Source organism: Kitasatospora dryopteridis (genome assembly GCF_050749075.1).
GTDB lineage: Bacteria > Actinomycetota > Actinomycetes > Streptomycetales > Streptomycetaceae > Kitasatospora.
Map to the genome: position 1 here is coordinate 3,250,406 of NZ_CP192749.1, position 13,576 is coordinate 3,263,981.

The 13,576-nt window shown below is 73.3% G+C and carries 10 protein-coding genes and 1 pseudogene; 2 read left to right on the forward strand and 9 right to left on the reverse strand.

All coding sequences use genetic code 11. The features are described 5' to 3' along the window. Positions 1–42: 42 nt before the first annotated feature. The 6 genes from ACQ614_RS14645 to ACQ614_RS14670 all read right to left on the reverse strand — a co-directional run bounded on the left by ACQ614_RS14645 (position 43) and on the right by ACQ614_RS14670 (position 7,989). Positions 43–1,296: a hypothetical protein gene (locus ACQ614_RS14645; protein ID WP_431679039.1), complete on the reverse strand. Its 1,254-nt coding sequence runs from the start codon at positions 1,294–1,296 to the stop codon at positions 43–45. A 253-nt stretch (positions 1,297–1,549) separates the two neighbouring features. After that, the gene (locus tag ACQ614_RS14650; RefSeq protein ID WP_431679040.1) at positions 1,550–2,731 is read right to left on the reverse strand and encodes a hypothetical protein; all 1,182 of its coding nucleotides are present in this window, start codon (positions 2,729–2,731) and stop codon (positions 1,550–1,552) included. A gap of 144 nt (positions 2,732–2,875) precedes the next feature. Further along, positions 2,876–4,396, reverse strand: a complete 1,521-nt coding sequence (locus ACQ614_RS14655; RefSeq protein WP_431679041.1) for a glycosyltransferase family 39 protein — start codon at positions 4,394–4,396, stop codon at positions 2,876–2,878. 64 nt (positions 4,397–4,460) lie between these two features. After that, on the reverse strand, positions 4,461–5,636 hold the full coding sequence (locus ACQ614_RS14660) for an acyltransferase family protein (RefSeq protein WP_431679042.1): 1,176 nt from the start codon (positions 5,634–5,636) through the stop codon (positions 4,461–4,463). Positions 5,637–5,951: 315 nt separating this feature from the next. Further along, positions 5,952–6,638 carry a response regulator transcription factor gene (locus ACQ614_RS14665; RefSeq protein ID WP_363491872.1) on the reverse strand — a complete coding sequence of 229 codons (687 nt, stop codon included), beginning with the start codon at positions 6,636–6,638 and terminating at the stop codon, positions 5,952–5,954. After that, positions 6,631–7,989 carry an ATP-binding protein gene (locus tag ACQ614_RS14670; protein ID WP_431683927.1) on the reverse strand — a complete coding sequence of 453 codons (1,359 nt, stop codon included), beginning with the start codon at positions 7,987–7,989 and terminating at the stop codon, positions 6,631–6,633. The genes ACQ614_RS14665 and ACQ614_RS14670 overlap by 8 nt, the downstream gene beginning before the upstream one ends. Before the next feature lie 219 nt (positions 7,990–8,208). Here ACQ614_RS14670 and ACQ614_RS14675 point away from each other — a divergent pair, with 219 nt between their 5' ends. After that, positions 8,209–9,720 (forward strand): PspC domain-containing protein, encoded by a 1,512-nt coding sequence (locus tag ACQ614_RS14675; protein ID WP_431679043.1) that lies wholly within the window; start codon positions 8,209–8,211, stop codon positions 9,718–9,720. After that, positions 9,717–9,950: a hypothetical protein gene (locus ACQ614_RS14680; RefSeq protein ID WP_363491876.1), complete on the forward strand. Its 234-nt coding sequence runs from the start codon at positions 9,717–9,719 to the stop codon at positions 9,948–9,950. Before ACQ614_RS14675 ends, ACQ614_RS14680 begins: the two co-directional genes overlap by 4 nt. A 28-nt stretch (positions 9,951–9,978) precedes the next feature. Here the strand turns inward: ACQ614_RS14680 and ACQ614_RS14685 are convergent, their stop codons facing one another. The 3 genes and pseudogenes from ACQ614_RS14685 to guaA form a co-directional block, all read right to left on the reverse strand. Next, on the reverse strand, positions 9,979–10,278 hold the full coding sequence (locus tag ACQ614_RS14685; protein ID WP_431683928.1) for a ubiquinol-cytochrome c reductase iron-sulfur subunit: 300 nt from the start codon (positions 10,276–10,278) through the stop codon (positions 9,979–9,981). 231 nt (positions 10,279–10,509) lie between these two features. Then, positions 10,510–10,968, reverse strand: a pseudogene (locus ACQ614_RS14690) (DoxX family protein); the annotation flags it as partial. Positions 10,969–11,229: 261 nt separating this feature from the next. Next, positions 11,230–12,825, reverse strand: a complete 1,596-nt coding sequence (guaA, locus tag ACQ614_RS14695) for a glutamine-hydrolyzing GMP synthase (protein ID WP_431679044.1) — start codon at positions 12,823–12,825, stop codon at positions 11,230–11,232. Positions 12,826–13,576: the final 751 nt, after the last annotated feature.

The window sequence follows — 13,576 nt, forward strand, 5'->3', positions numbered from 1 at the left end:
GGTCGGCCGAACCGCCCCGGGCCCGCGGCACAGCGGCGGCCGCTACGGGGTGCCGAGCTGGAACATCAGGTAGCCGGCGTACCAGCCGGAGGCCGCACCGAAGAAGAGCAGCACGGGCGCCAGCGACGTCCACTTCAGCCGCTGCAGGGCCAGCGCCACCGGGATCCACAGCGGGAAGGCCGGCAGCAGGTAGCGCGGCACGTTGGAGAAGATCTGCTGGCTGGTGACGGTCGAGGCGATGGTGAGCAGGGTGAAGACGATCAGCACCAGCGGCGGGCGCCTGCGCAGGAGGAGGAAGAGCAGGGCGGGCACCAGCATGAGGACCGCGAGGCTGAACATGTCGGCGAGCGGCCAGGGCCAGAGGTAGTGGAAGCGGCCGATCATGATCTCCGGGATGGCGTGGATCATGAAGTTGCCGGCGTCGAAGTAGTGGTTCCAGGAGCGCTGGATCATGAAGTAGCCGGTGGGCCGGCCCATCGCCCAGCCGACCCAGGCCAGGTAGCCGAGGAATCCCCACGGGGCGATCAGCATGGCGGTCAGCGGGCGGAGCACGCCGTCCTTGCGGCGGAAGAGCGCGATCAGCGCGGACAGGCCGACCGCGGCGATGATCGCCGCCGACGTCGGCCGGTTGAAGCCCGCCACGAAGGCCAGCGTGCCGGCGGTCAGCCAGCGCCTGGTCATGACTGCCCAGCACGCCCAGGAGGCGAGCGCGACGAACAGCGAGTCCGAGTAGACCGCCCACTCGGCGCCGGAGCCGGGCGCCAGGCCCCACAGGCCGGTCGCGACGACGCCGGCCCGCGTGCCGCCCATCAGCCGGACGACCATGAAGATGCCGGCCGCGGCCACGAAGGACGCGACGACCGAGATCAGGATGCCCGCGCCGTACACGCCGAGCCCGGTGATCTCCGAGACGCCGCGCATCAGGCCCGGGTAGAGCGGGAAGAAGGCCGCGGAGTTGGGCCGCACCTCGGAGAGCTGGGCGTGTGCGGACAGCACCTGGGGGTGGTAGCCGCGGGAGGCGATGTCCTGGTACCACCAGCCGTCCCAGGTGCCGAGGACGTCCCACGGGCGGCGGCCGCCGCCGGAGCCGATCGGCTTGTTGCGGTACTCGCGGGAGTAGTGCAGCAGCCACAGGAAGACGGCGAGGCCCGCCGCCTTGACGACGCCGTAGACGGCCAGCGGCTTGACCAGGTCCACCAGGACCCGGCCGGCCCGGCCCCGTCCGGCGGCGGCCGCAGCGGCGGTGCCGCGCTTCGACGTACCTGTCCGCTCCGCCGGTCTGTCGGTCACACTCATGGCCGCTGCTTCTCTCCTGGACTCTGCGCCGCCCTGCAGGCCCGCGCAGGCCCGCCGCGGCGGGCCGGGTCCACGCGATTCACCTGCAGCACTGACCGGCTGTCATGTCAGCGGTTCCCCCCGACCCCGGAAGTCCGCACGCCGGTTCGATACGACCGGACGACCCGTCACCGTACCAGGCGGCGCCTGGCGGCCGTCCGTCGGCCCGGGCCCCGGAGGGGGCGGGCCGACGGCCCGTCGGGCCGACGGTTCCTCAGGGGGCGTCGGGGTAGACGAAGGCCACGAATCCGCCGTACGCCGCGGAGACCACGGCGGCGGAGGAGAGCAGCAGGACGAGCGACGCACGGCTGCGGACCCGGGCGAGGCCGGTCGCGACCGGCAGCAGCAGGGCGAAGGCCGGCAGCAGGAAGCGCGCCCGCGAATTGAAGTAGGCGGCGTCGGCCAGGGCCAGGGCGAGCATCGCGGCGCTGTACAGCAGCAGCGGGAGCGGCTGGCGCTGGATCGCGGACATGCCGAGGAGCACCACCGACCCGATCAGAACGACGGCGACCACGACCTGGGTGAGCCAGACCTGGTCGGCGTCGGTCAGCAGGTCGCCGAAGGAGCGCAGGGTGCTGCGGCCGAAGTCGAAGTGCGAGTGCCAGGCGTCCTGCACCCGGAAGTAGCCGTCCCAGCGGCCCTTCACGGCGCCGACCCAGGCGAGGTAACCGAGGAAGCCGAGTGGTGCGAGGACGGCGGCGAGCGCCGCCCGCGGGCCGCCGCGCCCCCGGACGAGCTCCCACAGGGCGGTCAGGGACACCGCCGCCGCGAGCGCGATCCCGGTCGGCCGGGCCAGCCCCGCCAGCAGGCAGAGCACCCCGCCCCACACCCAGCGCCGGGTCAGCACGGCGTACAGCGACCAGACGGCGAGGGCGGTGAACAGCGGCTCGGAGTAGGCGGCGCTCTCCACCACGGCGTACGGGGTGACACCCCACAGGACGGCGGCGACGACGCCCGCCCGCTGCCCGTAGAGCCGCGCGGCGACGGCGTACACGCCCCAGGCGGCGGCGAGCGAGGCCGTCCAGGCGACCAGCAGTGCCGCCCGGTTGGCCGGCAGCGGCAGCACGGTGTCGACCAGCCGGACCAGCGCCGGATGGGCCGGGAAGAACGCGTACGGCTCGTAGGGACCGTACGGGCCCGGCACCGGCGCCGTCCCGGCGTAGCCGCGGGTGGCGATCCGGTTGTACCAGTAGGCGTCCCAGAGGGTGCTGAGCCGCCCGAGGCCGGGGGTGCCTCGGCGGGCGCCCCAGACGACGAGGAGGAGCACCCCGAGGGCCCGGACCGCTGCGTAGCCGAGCAGTGCGGGCGCGGCGGAGCGCAGGGCCGTCCTCAGCCGGTCGCGGCGCCGTTCGGCCCGTTCGGGCTCGGCGCTGCGGACGGCTGGTTCGGCGGACACTCGCACCCCAGTGGCGGAGGCGGTTCCGGCACCGGTGGACATCGCGTGCTCCCGGTGCCGGGACCGAGTCGGGAAACGCGACACCTCACGATGACAGCCCCAGACGCCGCACAATGCAAACGCGGCGTCAACCCAGCGTGACGCTCAGTCGGACGTGCGTTCCCACAGGGCCACCGTCAGGCCCCGGACGTGCTTGATCTCGGTCTGCTCGTACGACGCGCGGAGCGCCGCGGCCTGCTTCTTCGGGAAGCGCTCCAGCGGGTCCTCGCCGTCGCCCATGGCCACCACCCAGATCCGCGGCGTGCCCAGGCAGTCGGCGGGCACCGGGCAGCTCGAGGCGAACAGGTCGCCGCGCTCGATCGCGTCCTTCGCGATCAGGACGTCCTTCAGCTTCACCCGGTCCGGCAGGTAGTACCGGATCTCCAGGTCGATCATCATCCACTTGTCGTCGCCGCGGATCGGGGCGAAGCCGTCCCCGGGCCGGTACCGGTCGGCGATGACCTGTGCGGCCCGCCGGCCGTCGGTCTGCTCGTGCGAGACGGAGGTGCGGAGCTTCTGCTGGTCCGGGATGCCGATCGCCGCCACCAGCACCAGGCCCACGACGCCGAGGATGCGGGGGCGCAGGGAGTTGAGCCCGGCCGCGGCCAGGATGCACCAGGCGGGCACGGTGTAGAGCTGGTAGCGCTCGAAGAAGTACACGCTGGGGCCGTGCGAGAGGACCCAGCTGATCGCGATCGGCAGGACCGCGACCGTGCCGATCTCGAAGACCCGCTGGCGGTGCCGCGCCCAGCCGCCCGGGATCGCGGCCAGTACCAGGAAGCAGCCGCTGACCAGGGCCGAGCCGAACAGGTTGTGCCAGTACTCGATGTAGGTCTGCAGCCACGGGGTCTCCAGCCAGGAGATCTGCCGGCCGACCTGGCGCTGTCCGATCAGGACGAGCGGGACGACCGGCAGGAGGCCGATCAGCACCGAGGCGCCGAAGCCCGTCAGGAGTTTGCGGTTGCGTTCCCGCCGCCACTGGAAGAACACGATCACCGCGTGGCCGGACAGGAAGAGCAGCGACACCATGTGGAACAGGCCCGCCGCGGCGACCGCCACCGTGTACGGCAGCCAGCGCAGCAGGACGGGGCGCTCGATCGCCCGCAGCAGCAGCCAGGTGGCGGCGGAGACCGCCAGCACCACGAAGCCGTAGGCCCGGGCCTCCTGCGCGTACCGGGAGATCGACGGCACGACGGCGAAGAGCAGGCCGGCGAAGAGGGCGGTGCGGTCGTCGAACACCTTGCGTGCGGTGAGCGTCACGAACACCGCCGCGCCCGCCATCGCCAGGGCCGACGGGAGCCGCATCACCGCCGCGGAGTCGCCGAAGAGGCCGATCCAGCCCTGCATGAACAGGTAGTAGAGCCCGGAGACGGCGTCGACGTGCTTGAGCATGTCGAACATCTCGCCGGTGCTGCGGGTGGCGGCGCTCCAGGTGGCGAGCTCGTCGCGCCACAGCTGCGGACGCCAGCTGCCGCGGACGCCCAGCGCCAGTGTCAACAGCGCGGGCCAGAGCCAGACGGCTCTGGTCAGCAGAGCGCGTGCTCCCCCCGTCAGCCGGCCTGCCGCCGTGGACCCGGCGGTTTCCGGGTCCAGGTGGCGGTCTCGGTCAGCGACACTCGCGGTCATGGCTGTCGGGTCTCCAGAGGTGATCGTCGTCGGATGGTGACGGAGGAGGCCCTGAGCCGCTCCGTCAGTGCTTGCGGGCCGCCCGCACCGGCGCGCCGTCGGCGGCGCGCACCTGCTGGAAGGCCTTCTCCATGAGGCGCTTCATGACCGGCGCCAGCGGGCGCTCGACCAGTCGGTGCACGAGCCACGCGGCAAGCAGCATAATCGCCGTGACGACGAAGAACGTCGGGTACGGGGCGAGGTGGCGGCTGATCCGGGTGATCAACTGCCAGCCGATCTCCTGGTGCAGCAGGTAGAGCGGGTAGGTGAGGGCTCCGGCGACCGTCAGCCACTTCCACTGGATCCGGTTGAACGCGCCGAGCGCGGCGGCGGTGACCAGCACGAACGCGGCGGTGGTGATGGACACCGTGATCGCCCAGGACAGGTGGTGGTGCGTGCCGTACTCGTAGCCGCCGATGACGCCCTTCATCTGGTGCTGCGACATCAGCCAGCAGAAGCCCAGGATGCCCCAGAGGAGCAGGTTCTGGCCGAAGCGGTACATCAGGTAGATCGCGATGCCGCCGATGAAGAACCAGGCGTAGGTCGGCTGGAACACCGTGACGAGCAGCGGCATGTTGACCGAGCCGGCGATCAGCGCCATGAAGCCCCAGACGCCGCAGAAGGCCAGCACCCGGCGGTAGGTGAGACCGAAGGCCACCATCACGCCGAAGAGGATGTAGAAGCGCAGCTCGGCCCAGAGCGTCCAGTAGACCGGGTCGATGTTGTCCACGCCGAGCGGCATGTTGGCCATGCTCAGGTTGGTGAGGATGCGCGACGGGTCCGGGCGGTGCGTGTTGTCGCCCCAGATCTTCGGGACGACCATCAGGACGGCCGTGGTGAGCAGCACGCAGACCCAGTACGCCGGGAAGAGCCGCACCACGCGGGAGGTGACGAAGTCGCCGACCGAGCGGCCCCAGCAGGACATGCAGATGACGAAGCCGCTGATCAGGAAGAACAGCTCCACGCCCGTCCAGCTGTAGGCGCCCACGAGGTGGCCGAGCGGCATCAGCTTGCCCGGCGATCCGTGCCAGATGCCCGGGAAGCGCTCGACGCCGAGCCAGTGCCAGGCGAGGACGCCGAGCGCGGCTATCAGGCGCAGGCCGTCCAGGACGTAGAGGCGGGGGCGCTTGGGCCGCGCGGCGGGGGCCGGCGGCTCGGGGGATCCCTGCCCCGGTTCTTCGGCCACCTGCTGGTACTGCACGGGCACAGATGCCGATGTCTTCACGGGGGAGGTCATAGCCGCGCTCTCGGTCCGGGGGGTCGGGTGGCCCACCGGAGCTCGGGGAGGATGTGGTCCGGCACGGGCGGGGCTCATCCTATAGACGCATGAATCCACCCTGAGAGTTGCATGTGGCTCAGCAGCCCCGGGCGCCGTTCGCGCACCCCTGATCCGCCCCCCGGAGGGGGCCCCGCCGCTGGTCGGAGCGGACGCCCGGGGCCCGGCGGCCCCGCCCGGGGGGCCGACGTGATGCTCGTCACGCCCCGGGCGGCCGCCGTGCCGGGAGCCCCGCCGCGGTCAGACCAGGCGGCGGGCGGTCGCCCAGCGGGTCAGCTCGTGCCGGTTGCTCAGCTGCAGCTTGCGCAGCACCGCGGAGACGTGGCTCTCCACCGTCTTCACCGAGATGAACAGCTGCTTGGCGATCTCCTTGTACGCGTAGCCGCGGGCGATCAGCCGCAGCACCTCGCGCTCGCGCTGGGTCAGCCGGTCGAGGTCCTCGTCGACGGGCGGGGTGTCGGTGGCCGCGAAGGCGTCCAGCACGAACCCGGCGAGGCGCGGCGAGAAGACGGCGTCGCCGTCGGCGATCCGGAAGATCGCGTTCACCAGGTCGGTGCCGGTGATGGTCTTGGTGACGTAGCCGCGGGCACCGCCGCGGATCACGCCGATCACGTCCTCGGCGGCGTCGGAAACGGACAGCGCCAGGAAGCGCACCCCGCCCTGCTCGCCCATCAGCGGCGCGGAGCGGCGCAGCACCTCGACGCCGCCACCGCCGGGCAGGTGGACGTCGAGCAGTACGACGTCCGGCCGGGTCTCGGCGACGACCTGCACCGCCGACTCGACGTCGTCGGCCTCGCCCACCACGTCGATCCCCGTGGTCTCGGTACGGCCGATCTCGGCCCGCACACCGGTGCGGAACATCCGGTGGTCGTCCACCAGGACGACGCGCGCGGTGCGCTCCGGCACGGTTCCCCCTGCGTCAGTCATCTGCCCTCTCCATCTCCAGCTCGACCTCGGTGCCGCCGCCCGCCGCCGGCCGCACCCGTGCGGTGCCGCCGTTGCGCTTCATCCGGCCGACGATCGACTCCCGCACGCCCATCCGGTCCTCGGGCACCGCGTCGGGGTCGAAGCCGGGGCCGTGGTCGCGGACGAACACCGACACCGTCCTCCCCTCCACCTCCGCGTAGACCTGGACCGGTCCCCCGCCACCGTACTTGGCCGCGTTGACCATCGCCTCCCTCGCGGCCTGCATCTGCGCCGCGATCCGCTCGTCCATCGGGCAGTCGCCGACGCAGACCAGCTCCACGGCCACCCCGTGCCGGTCCTCGACCTCGGCGACCACGGCCCTGATGTGCTCGGCGAGGGTGTCCGGCGCGGACTCGGCGACCGCCTCCGGGCGGTACAGCCACAGCCGCAGCTCGCGCTCCTGGGCGCGGGCGAGGCGCAGCACCTCCTTCGGGTCCTCCGCCCTGCGCTGGATCAGGGTGAGGGTGTGCAGCACCGAGTCGTGCACGTGCGCGGCGATCTCGGCGCGCTCCTGGGCGCGGATGCGGGCGGTGCGCTCGGCGCCGAGGTCCTGCCACATGCGCAGCGCGTACGGGCCGACCAGGACGAGCATGCCGGCCAGCACCGCGAGCGAGGCCTCGACGACCGAGGCCACCGTGGACCCGCTGCCCTGCAGGATGAGGAAGCCGACGATGCCGGCCACGACCAGCAGCACACCGGCGCCGACCCGGGCGAAGGCGCTGCGCCGCTTCGACCCCTCGTCCAGGCCGAACCAGCGCTGCCAGCGGGAGTCGTCGGCCTGCCGCCAGACCAGGGCGACGCCGACGCCGACGGTCAGCAGCGGCCACACGTACGGCTTGGCGGTCTGGATGTGCAGGGCGTTCAGCAGGGCGACGATGCCGACGACCAGCATCAGCAGGGCGAGGAGCTGGCCTATCCCTCCGGTGCGCCGACCGCCGGCGGGCGGGGCGGCGGCACCGGCCTGCGGGGCGGGGGCGTCGGCGGGCAGGCCGTGGAAGGTCCGCTGGAGCACGTCGCGCAGGCGGCCGAGGCCGCGGCGCTCGCGCTTGGTCGGCCCCTCGGCCCTCGTTCCGGCGCCGACCCGGACGAAGGAGCCGTTGACGTAGGCCCACTGCGTGGCCGCGCCGGGGGCGGGCTCGCCGATGCCGATCGGCACCACGAACCAGAACGCGGCGTACAGCAGCGCGCCGATGCCCTGGGCGAAGAAGAGCAGCACGAAGGCACCGCGGACCCAGCTGACGGGCAGCCCGAGGTGGACGGCCAGCCCGTGCGCCACACCGCCGAGCATCCGCCCGTGCGGGCTGCGGTACAGCCGGCGGTAGGGCGGGTCGGCCGGCCCGCCGGGGACGGTCGGGGCATCGGATTCGCTGTGTTGGGTCTCGCTGCCGGGTGCTGCCACGCCACAGACGGTCTCATGTCAAGCGGTGGCGGTGCATCAGGGTCGGCCCCGGAAGTCCCTCAGGGACAGATCAGGGTCCGTCCGGGGCTACGGGCGGTTGGGCGCGGGCCCGGCAGCCACCAGGATGGTGCCATGACCGACGAGCAGAGCACGGCCGCGCAGGCCGACACCGCCGCCGACGCACCGGCCGGGGACACCCCGCCGCCCGCGGCGCAGCGCCCGCCGCTGACCCGCAGCGGGCAGCACCGGGTGGTGGCCGGCGTGTGCGGCGGGCTCGGCCGCCACCTCGACATCGACCCGGTGGTGTTCCGGGTGGTCGTCGCGGTGCTCTGCCTGTCGGGCGGCCTCGGCCTGTTCCTGTACGGCCTGGCGTGGCTGATCGTGCCGCGCGAGCCGGTCGAGGGGGAGCCGGGGCGGACGGAGCTGCAGCGGGTGCTGACCGGCCGGGTGGACGGGCAGTCGATCGGCGCGGTGCTGCTGACGGTGATCGGCACCGGGGTGTTCTTCTCCTCGATGGGCGACGGCGGGCAGCTCTTCCCGCTGCTGCTGCTCGGCGGCCTGGTGTTCCTGGCGGTCCGCCACGATCCGGAGCGGCGCCGCCGGGCCCGGGGCGGTGGGGCCCCGCAGGGCCAGGACGGCCCGTACGACCGGCTGGAGGAGCCGGTCGAGCAGCTGGACTGGAAGACCTGGCAGCGCCGGTTCGGCGAGGACTTCCAGGCGGAGTGGCAGGCCCGCAAGGCGGAGATGCACGAGAAGCTGCGCGCCGTCCGCGAGGACCACGCCGCGCAGCACGCCCGGGACCGCGCGGCCGGCCGGGTCCCGCAGGACACTCCGCCGCCCGGCCCGAGCGGGTACCTGTGGGACCCGCGGCACCCGGAGCGCAATCCGTACGGCGCACAGACCCCGCCGCCGGGGGTGCCGGCGCAGGCCTGGTGGCAGCGGACGGACCTGCCGGAGGGCGATCCGCTGCGCAAGGCACCGACCGGGCCGCCCGAGCCCCCGCGGCCGGCGGCCGTGCAGCGGCACGGGCGGCACGGCGGGGCGGGCCTCGGCGGGGTCGGGGTGCTGCTGGCGGCCGGTGCGGGTGCGCTGGCCTGGTGGCTGGCCGACCGGCAGGGCGAGCCGGTGCGCATCGCGACGGTGCTGGCGGCGGCGCTGCTGGCGCTGGGCCTGGTGCAGCTGGTCGGCGCCAAGTTCGGGCGGGCCCGCGGGCTGGCCGTCCCGGCGCTGCTGCTGACCCTGGTGCTGGCGGCGGCGGGCGGTTCCGGTGCGGCCCTGCACGCCGGGGTGGGCGACCGCACCTGGGCACCGGTGAGCGCCGCGGCGCTGCAGGAGCACTACGACCTGGGGGCGGGCGACGCCACCCTCGACCTGACCGGGCTGGACCCGGCCGGCGCGACGCTGACCAGCTCCGTCCGGCTGGGCGCGGGCGACCTGAAGGTGCTGCTGCGGCAGGACGTCGACGTCGAACTGACCGTGCGCAACCTGGCCGGGGACATCCGGCTGCCGAACGGGGAGCACCTGTCCGGCACCAACAACAACCACACGTACACGCTGCACCCGCCGAGCGGGACGGCCTCCCGCGGGAAGCTCGACCTCACGCTGACGGTCGGGCTCGGAGACATCAAGGTGGCCCAGGCATGAGGAAGCACCGGCTCGACCTGTTCTCGCTGATCTCGGGAACGCTGTTCACGGTGGTCGCCGCGGTCTACCTGGTGGCGTCGCTGAACGACCGGACGGTGAACGGCCGGATCGTCATCCCGGTGGCGCTGATCGGCCTCGGGGCGGCCGGCCTGGCCGGAGCGGTGGCGGCGGTCGCCCGGCGGGGCCGGGGCGGCGAGCTGCCGCCGCCCTCCCCGCCCCGGGAGCCGTGAGGGGCGGGGAGCCTGCGGGCCGCGCGGCTCAGGCCTGCTGCGGGCCCAGCTCCAGCCGGTCGCCGCTCTTGGTCACGGTGTACTTGGGGAGCGGCTTGGTGGCCGGGCCGTTGACCACCGCGCCGGTCCTGGCGTCGAAGCGGGAGCCGTGGCACGGGCAGTACATCCGGCCGTCGCGCGGGGCGTCGACGGTGCAGCCGGAGTGGGTGCAGATCGCGGAGAAGCCGCAGTACTGCCCGGTGGTGGGCTGCACGATGTAGACGGCGTCCCCGGTGGCCGGGTCCTTGACCTGGGCCGATCCGCCGACGGGGACGTCCTTGGCGGCCACCGTGACCTTGCTGCCGCCGGTGGGCGAGCCGCTCGGGCTGCCGGCCGGGGCCGGGTTGGTGGAGCCGGGCGTCGAGGGTGTGGCCGGGCTGTCGGCGACGGCCTTGCGGTCGCGGCCGAAGGTGGCGGTGAGCGAGCCGGCGAGCAGCCCGGCGCCGCCGAGGGCGACGGCGGCGATCCCGCCGTCGAGCAGTGCCCGCCGGCGGACGGCGCCCTCGGGCAGGCCGCGCAGGCGGTCCCGTTCGGCGCGCCGGGCGAGGTAGCCGTCGACGGACAGGTACGGGGTGCCGGCCAGCACCAGCGGCGTCCAGGCCATCAGGTAGGCGAGGTCGTTGCCGAGGTAGTAGGGCGAGACGTTCCAGCTGACGGTGAGGAACAGCGTCAGGTTGATCACGGCGCCGCCGGCCGCGGCGAGTCTGCCCCAGAGCCCGAACAGGGTGCCGAGGCCGACGGCGAGCTCGCCGAAGGCGATCAGCAGGGCGAAGAAGGTCGGCGCCTGGAGCGCGGGGCCCAGTGCCCAGCCGATCGGACTGCTCTCCTTGGCGGCCTGGGTCTGCGAGACGAAGGAGGCGGCGTCGCCCGCCCCGGCCAGGTAGTGGGAGTCGGAGAGCTTGTCGAACGCGGCGTACACGAAGGTGACGCCGAGGAACAACCGCAGCGGCAGGGTCGCGTACCGCGTGGCGGTGCGCTTCCACTCCTCGCGGCGGGAGGGGGTGTGCGGTGACGGCGAGTGCCGAGCGGTGCCGTCGGGCCGTCCGTGTCCGTCGTGCGCCCCGGTCATGCCGTCGCCCTTCCCTCACGGCCTGTCAACTGCTGACAGGTCCGGTCCGATTCTGCCCGTTGCCGCTCGACTTCCGCGGCAGGTCCGGCGGCGTGCACAGCCGCGCCGCCACTCCCTGGTACGGAAGCGGCGGCGCGGTTGTTCAATCGGCCGTTCGATCGGCCGGCGGGATCACTCCCACTCGATGGTGCCCGGCGGCTTGCTGGTGACGTCCAGCACGACGCGGTTCACGTCGCGGACCTCGTTGGTGATCCGGGTGGAGATCTTCGCCAGCACGTCGTAGGGCAGGCGCGACCAGTCGGCGGTCATGGCGTCCTCGGACGAGACCGGGCGCAGCACGATCGGGTGGCCGTAGGTGCGGCCGTCGCCCTGGACGCCGACGCTGCGGACGTCGGCGAGCAGCACGACCGGGCACTGCCAGATCTGGCCGTCGAGGCCGGCCGCGGTGAGCTCCTCGCGGGCGATGGCGTCGGCCTCGCGGAGCAGGTCCAGACGCTCCTCGGTGACCTCGCCGACGATCCGGATGCCGAGGCCCGGGCCGGGGAACGGCTGGCGCTGGACGATCTCCCCGGGCAGGCCGAGCTCCTGGCCGACCATCCGGACCTCGTCCTTGAACAGCTTGCGCAGCGGCTCGACCAGCTGGAACTGGAGGTCCTCCGGCAGGCCGCCGACGTTGTGGTGCGACTTGATGTTCGCGGTGCCGGTGCCGCCGCCGGACTCCACCACGTCCGGGTACAGGGTGCCCTGGACGAGGAACTCCACCGACTCGCCGTGCTCGCCGGCCTCGGCGACGATCTCGGCCTGCGCCTGCTCGAAGACCCGGATGAACTCCCGGCCGATGATCTTGCGCTTCTGCTCCGGGTCGCTGACCCCGGCCAGCGCGGTCAGGAAGCGCTCCTTGGCGTCGACGACCTTCAGCTGCACGCCGGTGGCGGCGACGAAGTCCTTCTCGACCTGCTCGGTCTCGCCCTTGCGCATCAGGCCGTGGTCGACGTACACGCAGGTCAGCCGGTCGCCGATGGCCTTGTTGACCAGGGCGGCGGCGACTGCGGAGTCCACACCGCCGGACAGGCCGCAGATGGCGCGCTTGTCGCCGACCTGCGCGCGGATCAGCGCGACCTGCTCGTCGACGACGTTGTGCGTCGTCCAGTCCGGCGCGATGCCCGCGCCGCGGTACAGGAAGTGCTCGAGGATCTGCTGGCCGTGGTCGGAGTGCAGCACCTCGGGGTGGTACTGGACGCCGTACAGCTTGAGGTCGTCGTTCTCGAAGGCGGCGACCGGGACCACGTCGGTGGAGGCGGTGACGGTGAAGCCCTCGGGCGCGGCCGAGCAGGCGTCGCCGTGCGACATCCACACCGAGTGCTGCGCCGGGACGCCCTCGAACAGGGTGGAGCCGGTGCGGCTGACGGTCAGCGGGGTGCGGCCGTACTCACGGGCACCGGTGTTGTCGACGGTGCCGTCGAGCGTGATCGCCATCAGCTGGAAGCCGTAGCACATGCCGAAGACCGGGACACCGGCCTCGAACAGCGCACGGTCGAGCCGCGGCGCGCCCTCCTCGTAGACCGAGGACGGCCCGCCGGAGAGGATGATCGCCTTCGGGTTCTTGGCGAGCATCTCGGCGACCGGCATGGTGCTCGGCACGATCTCGCTGTAGACCCGGGCCTCACGCACCCGGCGGGCGATGAGCTGGGCGTACTGGGCACCGAAGTCGACGACCAGGACGGTGTCGTTCTCGGTTGCGGACTGGTCCGGGGAAGCAGAGGACACGGACGGCCTTCCGGCGGGTGTGGGGAGTGTCTGCAGCCGAGTCTACCGGGGCGGCTCGAACGCTCGGACCGCCCGGCGGCCGGGCCGCCGTTCCGACGCCCCTTCTGCGCCCACAGGTCGGCGGTTCACCCGCTTGCCGACCGCCGCGGCCGTGACCGGCCGTCAGGCGAATCGTTGCACCGCATGACCGTACGGACCGCACCGAACCCGCCAGGCTCGGGCCGCACCGGACGGTCGGCAGGACCACGCGTGGACCCGATCCGGTCCACCCCCGCGCGTGGCGGGCCGACGGCCCGCCGTGGGACCGCGCGGCGGTGCGGCTGCCGGGCAGCAGGGGACAGCGACCCCGGCCGCGACCGGAACGGACCGTCGGGGCGGGGAGGTCGGCGCCGGCGCCGACCTCCCCGCCTCTCGGGCACATCTGCGCCCCGCCCGTACCCACGGGCCGTACCACTCCTCGGCCGCCCCGTCCCACCCTTCGGCCGCCCTGTGCACGCCCCTGTGCGCCCCTGCTTGCAACTACTACGCAGCGTAGTCGACACTCCCGCCCGGCCCCGGCGGGGCGGCACCCGCGCCGCCCCGCCGGCCGGAGGGACGGAGGGATCACCAACGGGAAACGGACTCTGTCGAACTGCGCCGAATCGGTTGCACAGTACGGCTTCCGTCCATCACGATGCTGGTTGTGGGGGTTGGCCGACCGCCTCGCGAGGGCGGCGCGGCCGGTGCTGCGGAGAGTCCGCGGCCCGGCGAC